The sequence below is a fragment of the Flavobacterium myungsuense genome (genome assembly GCF_042677265.1).
GTDB lineage: Bacteria > Bacteroidota > Bacteroidia > Flavobacteriales > Flavobacteriaceae > Flavobacterium > Flavobacterium myungsuense.
Window position 1 is genome coordinate 54,915 of the sequence record NZ_JBHTIZ010000016.1, and the last position, 19,063, is coordinate 73,977.

Below are 19,063 nucleotides of genomic sequence, written 5' to 3' on the forward strand. Positions count from 1 at the left end.
TTAATAGACTCATAATAAACTGCTAACATCTTACTAATTATATGTTAATCTAAAATTTTTATAGATGGTAAATCTAATCGTCTTTCTTTATCTTTATGGCAGAAATTGAATTTAAAAAAATGAAAAACCTTATTATTGCGAGCACATCAACGTTATGCGGGGAAGATTATTTAGAATATCTATTACCACGTTTACAAAGCCATTTTAAAGATTGCAAAACCATTTTATTTATTCCTTATGCCAGACCAGGAGGAATTTCGCATGAAGAATATACCAATAAAGTATGTTTAGCATTTGCCAAAATAAATATTAGAGTTCTAGGAATTCATGAATTTGAAAATCCAGTAGAAGCAATTGAAAAAGCGGAAGGAATTTTTACGGGAGGTGGAAATACCTTTTTATTGGTTTATGAATTGTATAAAAATGAAATAATGAACGTCTTAGCAACTACTCTAAAAAATGGAATCCCTTATTTAGGAACAAGTGCCGGGAGCAATATATGTGGGCCAAATATGCAAACTACTAATGATATGCCTATAATTTATCCGCCAAGTTTTGAAACTTTAGGATTAATTCATTTTAATATAAATCCGCATTATGTAGATGGAGAGCTTCAATCAAAACATATGGGAGAAACACGAGAAACTCGTATATCTGAATTTCATCAATTTAATTCTGTACCTGTTTTAGGTTTACGGGAAGGAAGTTGGCTAGAGGCAAATGGAGATGAAATAATTCTTAAAGGGACACTTTCAGCACGCCTCTTTAGATATAATCAAACTCCAATAGAAATAGAAAGCGGTAGTGTTTTGAATTTATTTAAATGTTAAACAAAAAAAATCGCTCAATGAGCGATTTTATATTTTGTAGATTTAACAATTACAATTCTAGCACTCCATTTTCAGCACCTGCGAATTCATTCCAGATGAAATAATCAGCTTCAGAATCGTTAACATAAACACCATCAACTACATATTTAAATTCATAGTTAGCATCGGTGTTTAATTCGAAAACTCCTTTAAAAGTTCCGTTTTTTAATTTCCCAAGTTCTCCTTCTGTTACATTCCAGTTGTTGAAATCACCAACTACTGATGCACTTGTTGCTTCTTTTGCATCTACACTAAAAGTTACTTTGCAAACTGGTTTCGATTTTATAAATTGTTTCTTAATTGACATAACTGTTTCATTTTTAGAATTATGAGACAAAGGAAGTAAATTCATTTGAACAAACCATAACTCAAGTTAAGAATTAGGATTATGACAAGAAGTATCAAAAAAAATAAACATATTCTTAACTTTTAACATTCTAAATTTCTATATGCATAAAGAGCAAACGTTTTTCTATTACACATTCTGTATCCAAGATTTATCATTTTTTAACAAAAAGAGAATAAATCAAACGGAAATAATACCTTTTTAAACAAATTTCTTATTGATTTTAATAAAAAAGCATTCATTTTACCATATGAACTCTACTTATATAAATATATAGTAGTAACAATCAATGTTTGTTTTTTGTCACAATTATAAATGTATATAGCCAAGCACATATTAGTAAGAATCCTCCAATTGGTGTAACGAAACCTATTGTTTTAAAATTGAAGCTTGTTAAATCATCTGTAGCTAATAGATAAATAGAGCCTGAAAAAAAAACTACACCTATAACTATAAGATACAAAATCGTTCTTTTTATGTTATCAGATAGTAATTTTGTTGTTCCAAGAAATAATAAAAACAAAGCATGATACATTTGGTATTTTACTCCAGTTTCAAAAGTGACTAATTGTTCAACAGATAAAACTTTTTTCAAAGCATGAGCTCCAAAAGCACCTAAAACAATTGCAATCATACCAAGCACGGTTGCTGTTACTGTGATTTTTCTTTCCATATTTATTTATTTTTTAAAAAGTAAAATTATTGGTTCTAAACGAAAATAGAAAGCTAATTGTGATTTATTAATTTCAACTCTCATTAAGAAAAAATAGTATATTTGCATTTCATTAAATTCTGTACATAAATGAAAAAAATATTTTTTATTCTTACTGTTATTCTGACGATTAGCTCAGCTTTTGGACAAGAAAACAAAACTGTAAAATCAGGAGAAAAATTTATTTATGCAGCTTCCTATAACATGAGTGGTCTTATGACGCAACTCGCACAAGTTACCATGGAAACCGAAACTGTAAAGACGTCTAAAAAAACCTTACTTCATTTAAGCTGCCAAGCCACAACTTACAGTAAATGGGATACTTTTTTTAAAATTAGAGATTTGTATGAATCTTATGTAGATCCAATTACCCTAAAACCTAGTTTATACAAAAGAGATATTTTTGAAGGAAAATATACTAAAAAAGAAAAGTATATTTTTAAAAATGATGGTAAAACCATTGAAAGTACAGTAAATAAGAAAAACACTCCTGAAACAAAAAAAACATTTCAAGTTGGTGCAGGAACACAAGATGTAGTTTCATTATTATATAAAGTACGAACAATAGATTTTAGCACATTTAAGCCAGGACAAATCACCTCATTTGTAGTTATTTTTGATCAAAAAGAGATGGCTGTTTCGGTAAAATTTATGGGTAAAGAAACGGTATCTGCTGGAAATTTGGGTAAAAAAGCATGTTACAAAGTCTCTATTGGCGCCAAAACACAAGCCCTTAGAGGAACTGACAAAAACATCATTTGGCTAACTGCCGATAATGCTAAAGTACCTGCTCAAATAAAATTTAGTATACCTGTAGGAACAGGACAACTTGCATTAACTAACGCTTCAGGATTATAAAATTATGAGAAAATTATGTATTGGTTTAGCCATTTTATTTGCAATTCTAGGAATTGTATTTGCCGTTCTGCCAATGGGAACTCTAGCACTATTGCCAATAGGATTGGCATTAATTTTTGCTTTTATAGCATTTATTCAATCCGACATTAATCAGAAAAGTTTACCGAAATGGATTCTTGTTGTTGCAGGACTTACCCTAATTATTGTAATCGGAAAAGTAACTCTTGTAGAAGATGAAGTAGCCAAAGACGAACAATTTGAACAAAAGAAAGTCGAATCTAAACTAGAAGATTTAAAAGATTTAGAAGATATAGAATAATCTCCTTTTACCTAAAACAGAAAGCTCACTTCCATGTGGGCTTTTTTGTTTTTAAGCATTTAGTATATTAGGTCTCTACAAATTCATACCTTTGATATTCATAATTAAAACACCATGAGAAATATACTAATTATAGGTGCTGGTCGTTCTGCTTCATCATTAATACAATATCTTTTAAAGAAATCCAATCAGGAAAATCTGCATCTTACCATTGCTGATTTGTCTTTAGAATTAGCCCAAAGAAAAACCAACAATCATAAAAATGCTACTGCAATAGCTTTAGATATTTTTGATGAAAACCAAAGAAAAACTGAAATTCAGAAAGCCGATATTATCATTTCGATGTTACCAGCTCATTTGCATATTGAAATAGCAAGAGACTGTATTGTTTATAAAAAACACATGGTTACCGCTTCATATGTTAGTGATGCCATGCAAGAATTAGATGCTGCTGCCAAAGAAAACAATCTCATTTTTATGAATGAAATTGGTTTAGACCCAGGAATTGATCACATGAGTGCCATGAAAGTCATTGATGAAATTCGTGAAAAAGGCGGAAAAGTAATTCTTTTTGAGTCTTTTTGTGGCGGATTGGTTGCACCAGAATCAGACACAAATTTATGGAATTATAAATTTACTTGGGCCCCGAGAAATTTGGTTTTGGCTGGACAAGGTGGGGCAGCTAAGTTCATTCAAGAAGGCACTTACAAATACATTCCTTATCACAAATTATTCCGTAGAACCGAATTTATGGAAGTTGAAGGCTATGGACGATTTGAAGGCTATGCCAATAGGGATTCTTTAAAATACAGAAGTGTGTATGGTTTGGATAATGCTTTGACTTTATATCGTGGAACCATTCGCCGTGTAGGGTTTTCTAGAGCTTGGAATATGTTCGTTCAGTTGGGCATGACCGATGATACCTATGTAATCGATAATTCAGAAACCATCAGTTATAGAGAATTTACTAATTTATTCTTGCCTTATCACCCAACAGATTCAGTTGAAATTAAACTGCGATTGAGTTTAGGAATCGAGCAAGATGATATTATGTGGGATAAATTATTGGAACTAGATATCCTCAACCCAAATAAAATTGTGGGTTTAAAAAACGCCTCTCCAGCTCAAATTCTTGAAAAAATTCTCAGCGATAGTTGGACTTTGCAGCCTAATGATAAAGATATGATTGTAATGTATCACAAATTTGGCTATGAAATAAACGGCAGCAAAAAACAGATTGATTCCAAAATGGTTTGTATTGGAGACGACCAAACCTATACTGCTATGGCAAAAACTGTGGGACTCCCTGTGGCAATGGCAACTTTACAAATTTTAAATGGTAACATAACTACTACTGGTGTCCAGTTGCCTATAAACAAAGAAGTATATCTCCCTATTTTAAAAGAATTGGAAGAGTATGGAGTAATTTTTCACGAAAAAGAAATGCCTTATTTAGGATACAATCCTGATAAAATTCGCGGTTAATAAACTTAACGCAAAAAAAATCCGCTTCTCTCGAAACGGATTTATGTCTCATGAAATAATAAAAATATTATCTTCTATTATTGTAAATTGAAATGTAATACAACAAAGTCGCAATCGAACCGATTGCTGCTACTACATAGGTTCGTGCAGCCCAATTCAAAGCGTCTTTTGCACCTGCATGTTCTTCTCGAGTTAACATATTTTTATTTTCTAACCAAGCTAAAGCTCTGTTACTAGCGTCATATTCTACAGGTAAGGTAACAATTGTGAATATGGTTGTGGCGGCAAAAATCACAATCCCAACCAATAATAATTGTGGAAATGTTTTCATCATTAAAATACCAGCTATCAAAATCCATTGCACATAATTAGATGCTACGCTAACCACTGGCACTAATTTAGAACGCATTTCTAACCAACTATAAGCGGTAGCATGCTGTACGGCATGACCGCACTCGTGAGCAGCAACCGCTGCAGCTGCAGCATTTCTTTGATTGTAAACTCCTTCACTCAAGTTAACGGTTTTATCCGCTGGATTGTAATGATCGGTCAATTGTCCTTCTACTGATATCACTCTTACATCGCGAATTCCGTTATCGGCAAGCATTTTTTCGGCGATTTCTCGTCCTGACATTCCGTTTTGAAGTTGGAGTTTAGAATACAACTCAAATTTACTTTTTAATCGGCTACTTACTAGCCAACTAAATAACATTATTATACCTGCTAAAACTAAATACATATTTTTTTAATTTTTAAATTTAAACAAGATTGTTTCATCAAATTATAAGCCAAATTTTAAAAATGTCAATTTGGCATTTATAAAAATCAATAAAAAAAGTTATCCATTCAAAGTAAATGATTTATAAAAAATAATTTCTGATAAGAAAATCAAAAATAAAGTAGAAGGAAATTAAAAAAAAACTTAAAGTTGAATTACCAAAGTGAGCGTAATGATAGCTTTTTTTATTTTTTAATTACTTCTTTTATTTCTTTAATTTTTTGAGTGGCTTCATCTACTTTTAAATTACTTTTAGTAATAACACTATCTAAATCAGATTTTGCTTTTGTTTTAACTGAATCGAGTGCAGTCTCAGCTTTAGTTTTTACAGAATCAACAGCGTTTTTCATTTCTAATGAAAGCGCTTCTTTGGCTTCTTTAAGTTTGTCTTTAGTTTCTTCTTTGCAAGAAATAAGTAGTAAAGCAATAGAGATACTTAAAATGATATTTTTCATGTTGAATTTATTTATGCATTAATCGTTTCTACTTCTTTATTAATCTTATTAACTAAACCTGTTAAAACCTTGCCTGGTCCAACTTCTGTAAAACTAGTCGCTCCATCTTGTATCATCTGATTTACAGACTGAGTCCATCGTACAGGAGCAGTTAGTTGAATAATTAGATTTTTCTTTATTTCATTAGGGTCAGAAACTGCACTTGCGGTAACATTTTGATATACAGGGCAAATAGGAGTAGAAAAGGTTGTTGCTTCGATAGCCTCTGCTAATTCTTCTCTAGCGGGTTCCATCATTGGAGAGTGAAATGCACCACCAACAGGTAAAATCAAGGCTCGTTTTGCTCCAGCTTCTTTCATTTTTTCGCATGCTAATTCAACGGCTTTGTACTCTCCAGATATAACCAACTGTCCAGGACAATTGTAATTTGCTGCGACAACAACTCCGTCTATTGAAGCGCAAACTTGTTCAACAACTTCATCTGCTAAGTTTAATACCGCTGCCATAGTTGATGGAGTAATCTCACAAGCTTTTTGCATAGCTAAAGCACGCTTAGAAACTAATTTTAATCCGTCTTCAAATGACAAAGCTCCATTTGCAACTAAAGCCGAAAACTCTCCTAATGAGTGTCCGGCAACCATTTCTGGTTTAAAATCATCTAAAGTTTTAGCTAAGATTACTGAGTGTAAAAAAACGGCAGGCTGTGTTACTTTAGTTTCTTTCAATTCTTCAGCGGTGCCGCTAAACATGATATCAGTGATTCTAAATCCTAATATTTCATTTGCTTTTTCGAACAATTCTTTCGCTAAAAATGAGTTTTCGTATAATTCTTTGCCCATTCCTGAAAATTGTGCGCCTTGACCCGGAAAAATATATGCTTTCATTTTTTTAATTTAGTTTTAAAAGGCAAAAATAGTATTTTTTTAGTTGGAATAATTCTTAAACATATAAATCCATATTAATCTTGACAATCTAAGATTGAAAAATGTTAATGCAATGATTACTGTCGCAATAATTGGTATAATTCTTAAATCGAATCTTTTTTCAAAGAAAAATTGAGCTATGCAATAAGTAGCAATTCCTTGTGCGACGTTCAATCCATAATTTATGTACATCGCACCAAAAAAATATCCCGGTTCCTTTTGAAATTTAGAATGACAATGACTGCAGTATTCATTCATTTTTGGGAAACTAAAATTTAGAAAAATATTTTTATCTTTAAAGACTTTTCCTTTATTACAATTCGGACATTCATTTTTTAAAATATGCATTAATGTGTTTAACATAATTATCTGATTTTTTATTTATTCAAAGGTAATTTAGAATCTATTAAAAGTCTTTTTATATCTTCGCCCATTATAGGACAATAAAGACATTTTGGAATATGAAAAAATATCCAATTTATAGTATTCAAAATTTTAGTTGCAACACTATTTCTCGAGATTTTTATGTAAATACTTTTAAGAAACATTTAAAAAAGAATAGTTTTGTTGAAAAACCTCACCGTCATGATTCGTTTTTAATGGTTTTTTTTACTAATGGATCAGGGATGCATGAAGTAGATTTTGATAGATTTGTAATTAAACAAGGAAGTCTATTTGTTTTGCAGCCAGGACAAATGCATCATTGGAATTTGTCTAAAGATATTGAAGGGTTTGTGATTATTTTCTCCCAAGAACTCTACAATTTATATTTTGGACAAAAAAAAATCAATGATTATAACTTTTATTATTCTATTCATAATCGACCAGAAATAGTTTTTGATACCAAAGAAAGATATAAAATTTTGGCTTATTTTAATTTGTTGATTCAGGAGAATAATCAAAATAATAAACTGCAATTAGATAAAATGTTAAATTTATTAGACTGTATTCACATTGAAATTGCTAGAAAATATAGTGAGACTTATTTCCATCAGGCACATTTGTATAATATAAAAATTAACAAATTTGAATTGCTTCTTGAACAGCATTATAAAAATGAAAAACTACCCTCGTTTTATGCAGAACAATTGCATATTACCTTGAAACATTTAAATCGTATTTGTAATGAAATTTTACAGAAAACTTCAACAGAAGTTATTATGAATCGAGTAATTTTAGAAATTAAACGGATGTTAGTAGATAAGCGTATGGCAATAAATGAAATAGCTTATATTATGGGTTATGAAGATTATTCATATTTTTCAAGATTATTCAAAAAGCATACCGGCTTTTCTCCAACTGAATTTAGGAATTTGAGATGATTATTCTCTTCAAAAAAGAAAACCTCTGAACTATATTACAAAGTTCAAGGTTCTCTAATTTAACTAAAAATTATTATTGTTTTTATAATAGGTTATTATTCCATAGGAATTTCCATCAATAAAAACTTTGCATCAGTTGAAGCTTTTATTTCTAAATTTTTAAAATCTGTAATTCCTAAACCGTCACGCGTTTCTAATTCCTGACTGTCTACAGCTATATTTCCTGAAATTACAAAGACATACATTCCGTTTCCAGCTTTTTTTAATTCGTATGTTTTAGAAAAGCCTTCATCAAAATCAGCTAAATGAAACCAAGCATCTTGATGTATCCAAACACCTTCATCATCTGCATTTGGGGAAAGAATTTGGGCAAAATTATTTTTTTGTTCTCTTACATCTAACTTTATTTGTTGGTATCTAGGGGCTACATTTCTAGTTTTTGGGAACAACCATATTTGAAACAATTTAGTATGTCTATCATGATTCGGATTAAACTCGCTGTGTTGAATTCCAGTTCCTGCACTCATTACTTGAACTTCACCTGTTTTTATAGTTTCGGTATTTCCCATACTGTCTTTATGTGCTAAATCGCCCTCTAAAGGAATGGTAATAATTTCCATATTGTCATGGGGATGCGTTCCAAAGCCCATGCCTGCAGCAACAGTGTCGTCGTTTAAAACTCGTAAAGTGCCAAACTGAACTCTTTCTGGATTGTACCAACTGGCAAAACTAAAACTATGATACGCGTTTAACCAACCGTGATCGGCATGGCCTCTGGTATTTGCTTTGTGTAAAACTGTATTTTTCATATAAAATAAATTTAGTAATTATTGTGATACAAATTTATAACTGATATATTCGAAAGTCGCTTAATGTAGATTAAGAAATTATTTTCGCAACATTTTACTTTTCATCTTACTAAAAAACTCCGGGGTTACGCCTATATAGGAAGCAATTTGTTTTTGAGGAACTTTTTGAATCAGGCTTGGGTATTTTTTACAAAATTTTTCGAAGCGTTCTTCTGCAGATAAACTTAAATTATCCATCAATCGTTCTTGATTTGAAACCAACGAATTTTCGGTTAATATTCTAAAAAAGCGTCCTAGTTTAGGAATTTCGATATACAATTGTTCTTGGTTTTCTTTTGATAATAAAACGACTTCGGCATCTTCTAATACTTCAATAAATAAATTGCCTGGTTTTTGCGATATCAGGCTATACATGTCACCAATCCACCAACCTTCACAGGCAAAATGCAAAACATGTTCTACAATATTATTATTAATATTAAAACTTCGTAATAATCCGTTATTGACAAAATAAGAATGTTTACAAATTTCTCCAGAATGAAGTATAATGGTTTTAGCTTTGTAGTTTAGAATTTGGGTTTTAGACAGAAATAAGAACTCTTCTTCTTGGGTTAAAGAAATGTGTTTTGAAATGTTTTGAATAATCAAGCTCATATTTCAAAAATACAATAAAAGTTTGTGAAATTAGAGCATAAAAAAACGGTCTTGACATTTATTTCAAGACCGTAAATTTTTTAATGATTGTGACCTTTGTGGTCATCGTGATCTTCTACAGGAAGCAATTTGAATGATGTTGCAACAAAACGGTCGTTTTTTACTTCACCAACAACTTCGGCTTTTCTTATCGTAGAACAAAAACCATCTTTTGCATGTGCATCTCCATGATTATCTAAGGTTGTTCCGTCGACAAAATAGGATTTGCCATCAATACGTGCGGCTAAATCGCATCCTTTTTTACCTTTCATCCCAAATTGACATTGTCCACAAGAAACTTCAACAATTTGTGATTCTACTGGTTTTTTAACATCTTGAGCATTTATAAAATGAAAAGATAAAACGAATACTAATGTAATTATTGTTTTCATGATTAAAAAAATTGAAAAAGCCTCAAGATTTCTTGAGGCTTTGTGTTTATACTAATACTTCTGAATTTGTTACGGCATCTTTTATTCTTCGTAAAGCTTCTCTCAATAAATCATCGCTTGTAGCGTATGAAAAACGGATACAATCTGGATTTCCAAATGCATCACCAGTTACAGTAGCTACATTAGCTTCTGCTAATAAATACATAGAAAAGTCATTCGCATCTTTAATAAAAGTTCCTTTTAGTGTTTTTCCGAAGAAAGATGAAACATCTGGAAAAACGTAGAAAGCACCTTCTGGAACGTTTATCTTAATTCCAGGAATGTCTTTTAACAATCCTACTACTAAATCTCTGCGGCTATGAAATGTATCAACCATGTGTTTCAATACTGATGGATCAGCATCAACAGCCGTTATAGTGGCACGTTGAGCAATACTATTAGCACCACTCGTTACTTGTCCTTGTATTTTTGTACAGGCTTTTGCGATAAATTCTGGTGCGCCAATGTATCCAATTCGCCATCCCGTCATGGCAAATGCTTTTGCTACTCCGTTTACGGTAATGGTTCTTTCTAGCATTCCTGGAATAGAACCGATGCTACAAAAAGTTCCTGAGAAATTGACATGTTCGTAAATTTCATCTGCGACAACATAAACGTTTGGATATTTCTCTAATACTTTTGCTAATGCAGTTAATTCTTCTCTGTTATAAACAGATCCACTTGGGTTACAAGGTGAACTAAACCACATCATTTTTGTTTTTGGAGTAATTGCTGCTTCTAATTGCTCAGGAGTAATTTTAAAATCAGTATCTACAGAAGTTGGTACTTCTACTGGAACTCCTCCAGATAGTTTTACGATTTCGAAATAAGAAACCCAGTAAGGTGCTGGCAAAATTACTTCATCACCGTCGTTTAACATCACTTGTGCAATGTTATATAAAGATTGTTTTGCTCCTGTCGAAACCACAATTTGTGATGGTTTGTAATCTAATCCGTTGTCTCTTTTGAATTTTCTGCAAATAGCTTCTTTCAATTCTGCATATCCTTCTACTGGAGAATAGGTGCTGTAATTTTCATCTATTGCTTTTTTTGCAGCTTCTTTAATGAAATCAGGCGTATTGAAATCGGGTTCACCCAAACTTAAACTTATAATGTCTTTTCCTTGTGCTTTTAATTCTCTGGCTAAAGCAGCCATGGCTAATGTTTGTGATGTAGCTAGATTGTTAATTCTATCTGATAATGGATTCATTTTAAAATATATTTATGTGCTTAATTATGAGGTTAATTCTGGTTTTAATCCTAAATCTTTTAAATGTCTAAAATGTGCAATTACGGCACTTCTCATTGTTTTGTATTCATGATAAGGTAAATTGCAATCTTGAGCTGTTTCTTTTACAAATTGTGCTATTTTGCTATAATGAATATGACTAATATTTGGAAACAAATGATGCTCTATCTGGTGATTTAAGCCTCCAGTATACCAATTTACGATCCAATTTTTTGGAGCAAAATTAACGGTGGTAAACAATTGATGGATAGCCCAAGTGTTTTCAATTTCTCCGGATTCATTAGGATGCGGATTTACTGTTTCATCTACGATATGCGCCAATTGAAATACGATGCTTAAAATTAATCCTGCAGTGTAGTGCATAGCAAAAAAACCAATTAAAACTTTCCACCATATAACGCCTAAAATTATTGGAAGTACAATCCAAACCGAAAAATAAATAATTTTTGTAATTACTAGAGTTGTCCAAAGTATTTTTGGCTTTTTAGCTTCACCATAAGAAAGGTTTCTTTTTAGATACGCTTTCATCTGTTTAAAATCGGTAGTCAAACACCAATTGAAAGTCAATAAACCATAAAGGAAAACAGAATAATAGTGCTGGAATTTATGAAAATTATACCATTTTGCATTTTTGGTAAATCGAATGACACGACCAGCATCTAAGTCTTCATCATGGCCAGGAATATTAGTATAAGTATGGTGTAAAACATTATGTTGAACTTGCCAATTGTATACGTTACCCGCTAAAATATAGATGGTTCCTCCCATGAATTTATTAATCCAGTTTTTATTAGAGTATGACCCGTGATTGCCATCATGCATAACATTCATTCCAATTCCTGCCATTCCAATTCCAATAACAATTGACAATATAAAAAACAACCAAAAAGGCATGTCAGTCAATGTTATGATTAAAAAATAAGGAGTTAAAAACACAGTAAAAAGAATAATTGTTTTTAAATGCAATCTCCAATTTCCTGTTTTTTGGATATTGTTTTCTTTGAAGTAATTATTGACTTTAGTGTTTAAAGTTCTAAAAAACTTTAGGTTATCTTGCTTTGCAAAAGTTGGGGTGGTATTATTCATATTTTTTTATATAAAAAGACAAAGGTAATTATTATAAATTTTTGTTTGCCAAAATTGATATAAATATTTCAACTGTAAAGTATTACTTTTGTTAAAAAAATAAAGAATGGAAGAAATTCTTAAGTGTTTTCCCGAAATAACGGATGTTCAGAAAGAACAATTTGAAAGATTATCTAATTTATATCAAGATTGGAACGCGAAAATTAATGTAATTTCACGAAAAGATATTGATGAATTGTATACAAAACACGTACTTCATTCGTTGGCTATAGCTAAAATTCAAAAGTTTGAACCTGGAACGTACATCTTAGATGTGGGAACTGGAGGAGGCTTTCCGGGTATTCCGTTAGCGATTTTATTTCCAGAAACCAGATTTTATTTGATAGATGTGATTCTGAAAAAAATAAATGTAGTAAAAGCTGTTGTCGAAGCTTTAGAATTGAAAAACGTTAAAGCAGAACAAATTCGTGCCGAAAATGTGAAAGGTGATTTTGACTTTATTGTTAGTCGCGCCGTCACGAATATGCCTGATTTTGTTTCTTGGATAAAAGATAAAATCAAAAAACAACAAAAACATGAGTTGAAAAACGGTATACTTTACTTAAAAGGAGGCGATTTAACTGAAGAGTTGAAGCTGTTCCCTAACGCCATCGAATACAATATTTCGGAATTTTTTGATGCCGAATTTTTTGAAACGAAAAAAGTAGTGCATTTGCCTTTGAAATTTAAACTATAAAACATAAAAAATTATTTTTTGATTATTTTTCGAACTTGAAAACCTTTATCAGTATTGAAAGTAACAAAATATACGCCTCTTTGTAAATGGGCTAGATTTATAACGTTTTTTATAACATTACTTTCAAATATTACTCTTCCATGTATATCAGATATGTTTATAGAGTTTATTTTAAGATTGGTGGTAAATTTCAAAACATCTTCAATTGGATTCGGAATTATTTGTATGGAACTTGATTGTAATGTGTTGTCATTAGTTCCTAAAAGCATCGTATTAAATCGCTCGATTTGGTTTATAGTTTGATTAATTCCCAGTAAAGGAACATTTACAGTTAAGGTAGTGTTTCTGAATACAAGACTATTGGACCCATTAGTAGCATCATAATAATTATAAGTGGTTTGTATTGCGGTCCCTACGTTGGTTAATATGCCATAATTAAAAGAAATGTTTTGCACTGTTTTTAGCCGAGATACATCTTTTTCAGAAGTTCCGTTATTAAGAATTCCGTACGAATCAAAAGATGTTGTAATTGTGCCTGTAAAAGTTCCTAAATACATACCGTAAATGAAGGTTCCGGCAGTTGTATCAGTATTAGAATAGCCATAATTTAACGGAAAATTACCTATTGTAGCATTATTAGTTATATAATTTAATTCTAAATCGTTATTTTTCAAAGCCGTTATTGATAGTGCATTAGCTGCTTTTGAGTAATAAATTTTGGATGTGGCATTAGCTACTATTGTTGTGCTTTTAGGATAAGTAGTTATTTCAGAAGCTGTAGGAGATGAAATATAATCAATAGATTCTCCGACTTTAGTTAGTTGATTAAAATCCCAAACTAAATTTGCGCCTGAAGCAGTTTGATCAAGCGGAACACTTGAGGTTACTATATCATAAACAGACGGATCTGTAGCTCCTGTAAAATAAGCACTAATAGGAACTTGTGCATAACTTAAAGTTGAAAAAAACACAAGTAAAAGAAGCAATTTTAGATTCATAATTTAAGCCATTAAAAGGAAACCAAATATACAAAAGAATATGTGTGTTTTATACATTAAAAAAAGCCCAATTTTTAAGTTGGATTTTAAAAAAAATTATTCTCCTAAAAACGGATACCTATAATCTTCGGGTGTAACAAAAGTTTCTTTAATTGTTCTTGGAGAAACCCAACGTAATAAGTTTAGTGCCGAACCCGCTTTGTCATTGGTGCCTGAAGCTCTTGCGCCTCCAAAAGGTTGCATTCCTACCACAGCTCCTGTTGGTTTATCATTAACATAGAGATTTCCTGCAGCATTTTGCAAGGCAATTGTAGCTTCCTCAATAGCATATCGATCTAGACTAAAAATAGCTCCTGTTAAAGCATACTCTGAAGTTTGGTCAACTAATCGTAGTGTTTCTGCCCATTTAGCATCTTCATATACATAAATGGTAACTATTGGGCCAAACAATTCTGTTTCCATTGTAGTGTATTTTGGATTTGTAGTCACAATAACTGTTGGTTCAATAAAATAACCAACAGATTTATCATAATTACCTCCAACAATAATTTCTACATCAGAATCTGCTTTTGCTTGATCAATATATTTTGCTAATTTATCAAACGACCCCTCGTGAATAACAGCAGTAATAAAATTACCAAAATCTTCTGGAGAGCCGATTTTTAATGATTTTACATCAAAAATTAATTGCGATTTCACCTCGTTCCATAAACTTTGAGGAATGTATGTTCTAGAAGCTGCGGAGCATTTTTGACCTTGAAATTCAAATGCACCACGAACAATACCTGTAACCACTTGTTTTACATTCGCACTTGGATGCGCAACAATAAAATCTTTTCCGCCAGTTTCGCCTACGATTCTAGGATAGGTTTTATAATGATGAATATTGGTTCCAATGGTTTTCCAGATGTCTTTGAAAACATGCGTAGAACCCGTAAAATGAACTCCAGCAAAATCACGACTTGCAAAGACGGTATCGCTAATCATTTGCGCATCACCAAAAACAACATTTATAACGCCATCTGGAACACCAGCTTCTTTGAAAACATCTATAATAATTTTTGCCGAAAAAACTTGGCTGTCACTTGGTTTCCAAATCACAACATTGCCCATCATAGCTGCGCTTGCAGGTAAATTTGCAGCAATGGCCGTAAAATTAAAAGGGGTAATTGCATATACAAAACCTTCTAACGGACGGTATTCTAAACGATTCCAAACCAAAGAATCTGATTTTGGTTGGTCATTATAAATTTGTGTCATGAATTCTACATTATAACGTAAAAAGTCAATCAATTCGCATGAAGCGTCTATTTCTGCTTGGTATATGTTTTTAGATTGCGCAATCATTGTTGCGGCGTTTATTTTAGCTCTGTAAGGGCCAGCAATTAATTCGGCAGCTTTTAAGAAAATGGCCGCTCGTTGTTCCCAAGCCAAATTTGCCCATTTTGTTTTTGCTTCAAGAGCATTTGTAATGGCGCGTTCTATGTGTGATTTTTCTGCAATATGATAGGTTCCAACGATGTGTTTGTGATCGTGCGGCGCTGTCATGTTTCTGGTATTACCAGTTCTTATCTGTTCGCTACCAATATAGAGAGGTACTTCAATTTTAGAATTCCACATTTCTTTGTAAGCTGCAAGAACATTAGCTTTTTCTGTAGAATTTGGAGCATACGATTTTACAGGTTCGTTAACTGCTTTTGGTACATGAAAAAATCCTTTTAGCATATCTTTTGAATTTAGCTTCGCTTATTTTGGGATTTACCCTCAAGTGAAAATTATATGATGATTTAATTCAAATAGTATGAATTATTTAAATTTAAACAAAAGTACAAAGGATATTTTGATAATTTGAAGGCGAAATCGCAATTCTGAGAATCATTTCCTTTTTAAATTAAAATTTTCCTTTTCTTGAAGAAATTAATTCAATGCAAAAGGCGCACTCAGTTTAAAAGAAGGAACGATTACTTTAAAATTTTTAGTTGTGGTAAAATTTACCATATTAAAATGACCTTTCATAGAACCAAAAGGAGAGGAAAGTAAGCAACCTGAACTGTAGGTATGCGATTCCCCTGATTTTAGAACTGGTTTTTGACCAATTACTCCTTCACCATCTACAATTTCTATATTGTTTAGAGAATCGAAAATTTCCCAATGACGAGAAATGAGTTGTACAGAATCTTTACCTTGATTTTCGATAGTAATTTCATAACTAAAGGCAAAATGAATCTTATGATTTTTGAAGTATGTACCTTCAAAAGTCGTCAAAACTGAAATTTTTATACCTCGTGTTATTTGCGAAACCATTGTAATATGCTATTTATCAGTACAAATCTACGAAAATTACTTTTCAAAACGTAAATTCTAGATTAAATTTATGAATTGATTAATTAATTATGTTTATGGATGATGCAGATCCTTTTCCAATTACTCGATCATAGCGCTGATTGTTTTCTCGGTAGTAAACAATTGCAAAATAATTGCTTTCTGTTTGAAAATAATTCCCGTCAATAGCATTTTCAGCATCAACTTTACCACTTTTATCGGCAATAACATATTCATAATTAGTAAAGCCTTGTTTTATCATAATTGCTTTTTCATAAATACCCTTAGTTTCATTATAGTCCATTTTATATTCAGGAATTAGCGCAAAATTGTTGAACATTCCACTAACATAAATATCATCTTTACCATAATAGGAAGGAGCAGAAAGACTGAAGAATATCCAAGCATAATCAGCTTCTATCTCATTATTTTCAGCATTTATGTTTTTTACAATAAAATTACCATTGGCGTCTGGAAAAAAGGTATATGGGTTTTTACCTCTTGCATTATTTGTATATAGATAGGCGTTGTAGGTTCCTCCTCCAGATTCAATACGTCCTATGCTGTTGTTAGCGCCTCTGATATCTTTGTTTTCAAAAAACAGATACTCGTTTCCAGCCCAAAATTGGGTTTCAGCATCATATTTGTAAATTAGGTCGTTGCCAATAGTATACATAGGTTTTACATCAGTAATTGCAGTACTAAATTTGCCGTTTTGAAGCAATAATACTTTTACGTTTTTTATTGGACTTTGGAAAACAATGTCTGTTGATTTTATTGCAAAATCGAGATTGTGTTTTGCATTTACATCTTTTACATTTCTAGCCACTTTTACTTGCAAGGGTACAGAAACTAAATCTTCGTACAAGATAAATTTTCTTGAAAATACTACTTCACGTTCTTCGTTTAGAATTTTTATCATATAATTTCCACTCACTAATAAACTAGTGTTTTTATTTGGAAACTGTATTCTATAATGAGAATAGAGTTGAAGTGTATTAAATGAATTTATGTAGTCTTGTATTCTAATTTCATCAAAACCTCTCAAATATTCATTTATTGAAAGTTGTGATGGTTTCCAATCATAATCACAATGCACGAATTTGTAGTAATAATTAGCTTCATTACCATACAAATCGTCAAATTGCAACTGAAAAGAATCTCCTAATTTAAATATTGGAATAGTATTTTGTGCGTTTTGAACAAAGGAAATTGTTTTAATGTTGTAGGGAGCAACAACTTCTTTTTCGATTTGTCCAAAAGTTACATTTAAAAAAAAGGATACGATTAAAGTTATTCTTAAGTTATTCATCATAAATAAATGATATTATGAACTGTAAATATAACAATAAATATACCTAAAAAAAATTGAGTTTTTGAAATTTTATTGTCTTTAAAATTATTTTTTAAAACAAACAGGGATAATTTCTCCTTTTGCCAAACAATATTTATCGACTAATTCAGTACTTATTTTTCTGGTATAATCTTCTTCCACAACTGTAAAACCTATACTTCTTAACTTGTCAAAATAGTCTAGGCCATATATTCGAACGTGATCGTATTGTCCAAATATTTTAGAACGTTCTTTCTGATCTGTAATAGTGTCATCTGAAAAAGTAGTAGTTCTTGTTAAGTCTTGCGGGATTTGAAAAATTCCCATTCCTCCAGGTTTTAAAACTCTGAACAATTCTTTCATTGCTTTTGTATCATCTGGAATGTGTTCTAAAACATGATTGCAAAAAATAATATCATATGAATTGTCGTCAAAAGGCAAATTACAAATGTCAGCTTTGACGTCAGCTAAAGGCGATAATAAATCGGTTGTGGTATAGTCTAAGTTTTCCTGATTTCGGAATATTTTATAGAAAGCTTGTTCAGGAGCAAAATGCAACACTTTCTTTTTTGTTTTTGAAGTAAAAAAATCGGTTTCAGTTTTTAAATAAAGCCAAAGTAAACGATGCCTTTCAAGCGATAATGTACTTGGAGAAAGTACATTGTTTCTTTGTGTGCCATACCCATAGGGTAAAAATTGATTAAAACTTTTTCCGTCTATTGGATCGGTATACTTGTTTCCTTTAAGTATAAATGCAAGAATTGGACGCGCAATATAACTCAACCGGATTAATAGTGGACGAGGAATGGTATTGAGAATAAATTTAAACACAGATTTCACAGATTTTCACAGATTAAAATTATAGAATGATTCTTTTGTACTTTAAACTATCTTCCCCAAAATTAATCAGTAATCCAATTTTATTTTTTGAAGCTGCAAGATAATTAAGAGTTTGCTTTATCTCGCTATTTGTGTGTTGTTGAATTGCTTTTAGTTCTAAAATAATTTCATCAAAAACTGTAAAATCGGAGAAATAATATCGAGTTAAAACAATATCTTTATATTCGATATTATATTTTCTTTCCCTTACATAAGGGATATTGTTTAATTTAAATTCATATTCCAAAGCATCCCCATATATATTTTCACTATGACCTTTACCAAGTATTGTATGAACTTCCATGCATAAACCAATTATTTTATAGGTTTCATCCTTTAAATAAAATTCATCCATAATTTAACATCTTTAAACTTAAGTTCTTATTTGGTAAAATTTCTACAAAAAAATCTGTGACAATAGGTGAAATCTGTGTTGAAGATTAAAATTGCTTATAAAAAT

At 31.3% G+C, this 19,063-nt stretch carries 23 protein-coding genes; 6 read left to right on the plus strand and 17 right to left on the minus strand.

Annotated elements, in window-relative coordinates; translation table 11 throughout:
* The first annotated feature begins 119 nt into the window (after positions 1-119).
* Positions 120-830 carry a dipeptidase PepE gene (gene pepE, locus ACFQ0S_RS06655; RefSeq protein ID WP_379759779.1) on the plus strand — a complete coding sequence of 237 codons (711 nt, stop codon included), beginning with the start codon at positions 120-122 and terminating at the stop codon, positions 828-830.
* Positions 831-879: 49 nt separating this feature from the next.
* Here the strand turns inward: pepE and ACFQ0S_RS06660 are convergent, their stop codons facing one another.
* Both ACFQ0S_RS06660 and ACFQ0S_RS06665 read right to left on the minus strand, forming a co-directional pair.
* Positions 880-1,176 carry an isoamylase early set domain-containing protein gene (locus tag ACFQ0S_RS06660; protein ID WP_379759776.1) on the minus strand — a complete coding sequence of 99 codons (297 nt, stop codon included), beginning with the start codon at positions 1,174-1,176 and terminating at the stop codon, positions 880-882.
* A gap of 325 nt (positions 1,177-1,501) precedes the next feature.
* On the minus strand, positions 1,502-1,888 hold the full coding sequence (locus ACFQ0S_RS06665; RefSeq protein ID WP_379759773.1) for a DUF423 domain-containing protein: 387 nt from the start codon (positions 1,886-1,888) through the stop codon (positions 1,502-1,504).
* Positions 1,889-2,017: 129 nt separating this feature from the next.
* Here ACFQ0S_RS06665 and ACFQ0S_RS06670 point away from each other — a divergent pair, with 129 nt between their 5' ends.
* From ACFQ0S_RS06670 to ACFQ0S_RS06680, 3 genes are all read left to right on the plus strand, one after another.
* Positions 2,018-2,785: a DUF3108 domain-containing protein gene (locus ACFQ0S_RS06670; RefSeq protein ID WP_379759770.1), complete on the plus strand. Its 768-nt coding sequence runs from the start codon at positions 2,018-2,020 to the stop codon at positions 2,783-2,785.
* Positions 2,786-2,789: 4 nt separating this feature from the next.
* On the plus strand, positions 2,790-3,104 hold the full coding sequence (locus ACFQ0S_RS06675; RefSeq protein ID WP_379759767.1) for a hypothetical protein: 315 nt from the start codon (positions 2,790-2,792) through the stop codon (positions 3,102-3,104).
* 114 nt (positions 3,105-3,218) lie between these two features.
* A complete protein-coding gene (locus tag ACFQ0S_RS06680; RefSeq protein WP_379759764.1) occupies positions 3,219-4,589 on the plus strand; it encodes a saccharopine dehydrogenase family protein in 1,371 nt (456 codons plus the stop codon).
* A 67-nt stretch (positions 4,590-4,656) separates the two neighbouring features.
* On the opposite strand, the gene ACFQ0S_RS06685 is transcribed toward ACFQ0S_RS06680, so the two are convergent.
* The 4 genes from ACFQ0S_RS06685 to ACFQ0S_RS06700 all read right to left on the minus strand — a co-directional run bounded on the left by ACFQ0S_RS06685 (position 4,657) and on the right by ACFQ0S_RS06700 (position 7,108).
* Positions 4,657-5,328 carry a zinc metallopeptidase gene (locus ACFQ0S_RS06685; protein WP_379759761.1) on the minus strand — a complete coding sequence of 224 codons (672 nt, stop codon included), beginning with the start codon at positions 5,326-5,328 and terminating at the stop codon, positions 4,657-4,659.
* A gap of 224 nt (positions 5,329-5,552) precedes the next feature.
* Positions 5,553-5,822: a hypothetical protein gene (locus tag ACFQ0S_RS06690; protein ID WP_379759759.1), complete on the minus strand. Its 270-nt coding sequence runs from the start codon at positions 5,820-5,822 to the stop codon at positions 5,553-5,555.
* 11 nt (positions 5,823-5,833) lie between these two features.
* Positions 5,834-6,706 carry an ACP S-malonyltransferase gene (gene fabD, locus ACFQ0S_RS06695; protein WP_379759757.1) on the minus strand — a complete coding sequence of 291 codons (873 nt, stop codon included), beginning with the start codon at positions 6,704-6,706 and terminating at the stop codon, positions 5,834-5,836.
* Between the two features lie 39 nt (positions 6,707-6,745).
* Positions 6,746-7,108 carry a DUF983 domain-containing protein gene (locus ACFQ0S_RS06700; RefSeq protein ID WP_379759754.1) on the minus strand — a complete coding sequence of 121 codons (363 nt, stop codon included), beginning with the start codon at positions 7,106-7,108 and terminating at the stop codon, positions 6,746-6,748.
* Positions 7,109-7,206: 98 nt separating this feature from the next.
* Here ACFQ0S_RS06700 and ACFQ0S_RS06705 point away from each other — a divergent pair, with 98 nt between their 5' ends.
* Entirely contained in the window at positions 7,207-8,067 is an 861-nt protein-coding gene (locus tag ACFQ0S_RS06705) for a helix-turn-helix domain-containing protein (RefSeq protein ID WP_379759751.1), read from the plus strand.
* A gap of 95 nt (positions 8,068-8,162) precedes the next feature.
* On the opposite strand, the gene ACFQ0S_RS06710 is transcribed toward ACFQ0S_RS06705, so the two are convergent.
* From ACFQ0S_RS06710 to ACFQ0S_RS06730, 5 genes are all read right to left on the minus strand, one after another.
* Complete coding sequence (locus tag ACFQ0S_RS06710) at positions 8,163-8,876, minus strand: pirin family protein (protein WP_379759749.1); 714 nt, start codon at positions 8,874-8,876, stop codon at positions 8,163-8,165.
* Positions 8,877-8,954: 78 nt separating this feature from the next.
* Complete coding sequence (locus tag ACFQ0S_RS06715; RefSeq protein ID WP_379759746.1) at positions 8,955-9,530, minus strand: Crp/Fnr family transcriptional regulator; 576 nt, start codon at positions 9,528-9,530, stop codon at positions 8,955-8,957.
* An 80-nt stretch (positions 9,531-9,610) separates the two neighbouring features.
* Positions 9,611-9,961, minus strand: a complete 351-nt coding sequence (locus tag ACFQ0S_RS06720) for a DUF6370 family protein (protein ID WP_379759743.1) — start codon at positions 9,959-9,961, stop codon at positions 9,611-9,613.
* 46 nt (positions 9,962-10,007) lie between these two features.
* A complete protein-coding gene (locus ACFQ0S_RS06725) occupies positions 10,008-11,210 on the minus strand; it encodes a pyridoxal phosphate-dependent aminotransferase (RefSeq protein WP_379759740.1) in 1,203 nt (400 codons plus the stop codon).
* A 24-nt stretch (positions 11,211-11,234) separates the two neighbouring features.
* On the minus strand, positions 11,235-12,335 hold the full coding sequence (locus ACFQ0S_RS06730; protein WP_379759737.1) for a fatty acid desaturase family protein: 1,101 nt from the start codon (positions 12,333-12,335) through the stop codon (positions 11,235-11,237).
* A 106-nt stretch (positions 12,336-12,441) separates the two neighbouring features.
* Between ACFQ0S_RS06730 and rsmG the strand changes: the two genes are divergently transcribed.
* Entirely contained in the window at positions 12,442-13,071 is a 630-nt protein-coding gene (gene rsmG / locus ACFQ0S_RS06735) for a 16S rRNA (guanine(527)-N(7))-methyltransferase RsmG (protein WP_379759734.1), read from the plus strand.
* An 11-nt stretch (positions 13,072-13,082) separates the two neighbouring features.
* Here the strand turns inward: rsmG and ACFQ0S_RS06740 are convergent, their stop codons facing one another.
* From ACFQ0S_RS06740 to ACFQ0S_RS06765, 6 genes are all read right to left on the minus strand, one after another.
* A complete protein-coding gene (locus tag ACFQ0S_RS06740) occupies positions 13,083-14,069 on the minus strand; it encodes a T9SS type A sorting domain-containing protein (protein ID WP_379759731.1) in 987 nt (328 codons plus the stop codon).
* A gap of 96 nt (positions 14,070-14,165) precedes the next feature.
* The gene (gene pruA, locus ACFQ0S_RS06745; protein ID WP_379759728.1) at positions 14,166-15,794 is read right to left on the minus strand and encodes an L-glutamate gamma-semialdehyde dehydrogenase; all 1,629 of its coding nucleotides are present in this window, start codon (positions 15,792-15,794) and stop codon (positions 14,166-14,168) included.
* A 192-nt stretch (positions 15,795-15,986) separates the two neighbouring features.
* Positions 15,987-16,373 carry a Co2+/Mg2+ efflux protein ApaG gene (apaG, locus tag ACFQ0S_RS06750; RefSeq protein ID WP_379759725.1) on the minus strand — a complete coding sequence of 129 codons (387 nt, stop codon included), beginning with the start codon at positions 16,371-16,373 and terminating at the stop codon, positions 15,987-15,989.
* Between the two features lie 79 nt (positions 16,374-16,452).
* Positions 16,453-17,703 (minus strand): type IX secretion system plug protein, encoded by a 1,251-nt coding sequence (locus ACFQ0S_RS06755; protein ID WP_379759928.1) that lies wholly within the window; start codon positions 17,701-17,703, stop codon positions 16,453-16,455.
* An 87-nt stretch (positions 17,704-17,790) separates the two neighbouring features.
* Positions 17,791-18,564 carry a class I SAM-dependent methyltransferase gene (locus ACFQ0S_RS06760; protein WP_379759722.1) on the minus strand — a complete coding sequence of 258 codons (774 nt, stop codon included), beginning with the start codon at positions 18,562-18,564 and terminating at the stop codon, positions 17,791-17,793.
* A 19-nt stretch (positions 18,565-18,583) separates the two neighbouring features.
* Positions 18,584-18,958, minus strand: coding sequence for a GxxExxY protein (locus ACFQ0S_RS06765; RefSeq protein WP_379759719.1), 375 nt, complete (start codon positions 18,956-18,958; stop codon positions 18,584-18,586).
* Positions 18,959-19,063 lie beyond the last annotated feature (105 nt).

Coding starts and splice junctions, on each gene's coding strand:
- pepE (WP_379759779.1), top strand. CDS start 120: ATGAAAAACCTTATTATTGCGAGCACATCAACGTTATGCGGGGAAGAT.
- ACFQ0S_RS06660 (WP_379759776.1), bottom strand. CDS start 1,176: ATGTCAATTAAGAAACAATTTATAAAATCGAAACCAGTTTGCAAAGTA.
- ACFQ0S_RS06665 (WP_379759773.1), bottom strand. CDS start 1,888: ATGGAAAGAAAAATCACAGTAACAGCAACCGTGCTTGGTATGATTGCA.
- ACFQ0S_RS06670 (WP_379759770.1), top strand. CDS start 2,018: ATGAAAAAAATATTTTTTATTCTTACTGTTATTCTGACGATTAGCTCA.
- ACFQ0S_RS06675 (WP_379759767.1), top strand. CDS start 2,790: ATGAGAAAATTATGTATTGGTTTAGCCATTTTATTTGCAATTCTAGGA.
- ACFQ0S_RS06680 (WP_379759764.1), top strand. CDS start 3,219: ATGAGAAATATACTAATTATAGGTGCTGGTCGTTCTGCTTCATCATTA.
- ACFQ0S_RS06685 (WP_379759761.1), bottom strand. CDS start 5,328: ATGTATTTAGTTTTAGCAGGTATAATAATGTTATTTAGTTGGCTAGTA.
- ACFQ0S_RS06690 (WP_379759759.1), bottom strand. CDS start 5,822: ATGAAAAATATCATTTTAAGTATCTCTATTGCTTTACTACTTATTTCT.
- fabD (WP_379759757.1), bottom strand. CDS start 6,706: ATGAAAGCATATATTTTTCCGGGTCAAGGCGCACAATTTTCAGGAATG.
- ACFQ0S_RS06700 (WP_379759754.1), bottom strand. CDS start 7,108: ATGTTAAACACATTAATGCATATTTTAAAAAATGAATGTCCGAATTGT.
- ACFQ0S_RS06705 (WP_379759751.1), top strand. CDS start 7,207: ATGAAAAAATATCCAATTTATAGTATTCAAAATTTTAGTTGCAACACT.
- ACFQ0S_RS06710 (WP_379759749.1), bottom strand. CDS start 8,876: ATGAAAAATACAGTTTTACACAAAGCAAATACCAGAGGCCATGCCGAT.
- ACFQ0S_RS06715 (WP_379759746.1), bottom strand. CDS start 9,530: ATGAGCTTGATTATTCAAAACATTTCAAAACACATTTCTTTAACCCAA.
- ACFQ0S_RS06720 (WP_379759743.1), bottom strand. CDS start 9,961: ATGAAAACAATAATTACATTAGTATTCGTTTTATCTTTTCATTTTATA.
- ACFQ0S_RS06725 (WP_379759740.1), bottom strand. CDS start 11,210: ATGAATCCATTATCAGATAGAATTAACAATCTAGCTACATCACAAACA.
- ACFQ0S_RS06730 (WP_379759737.1), bottom strand. CDS start 12,335: ATGAATAATACCACCCCAACTTTTGCAAAGCAAGATAACCTAAAGTTT.
- rsmG (WP_379759734.1), top strand. CDS start 12,442: ATGGAAGAAATTCTTAAGTGTTTTCCCGAAATAACGGATGTTCAGAAA.
- ACFQ0S_RS06740 (WP_379759731.1), bottom strand. CDS start 14,069: ATGAATCTAAAATTGCTTCTTTTACTTGTGTTTTTTTCAACTTTAAGT.
- pruA (WP_379759728.1), bottom strand. CDS start 15,794: ATGCTAAAAGGATTTTTTCATGTACCAAAAGCAGTTAACGAACCTGTA.
- apaG (WP_379759725.1), bottom strand. CDS start 16,373: ATGGTTTCGCAAATAACACGAGGTATAAAAATTTCAGTTTTGACGACT.
- ACFQ0S_RS06755 (WP_379759928.1), bottom strand. CDS start 17,703: ATGAATAACTTAAGAATAACTTTAATCGTATCCTTTTTTTTAAATGTA.
- ACFQ0S_RS06765 (WP_379759719.1), bottom strand. CDS start 18,958: ATGGATGAATTTTATTTAAAGGATGAAACCTATAAAATAATTGGTTTA.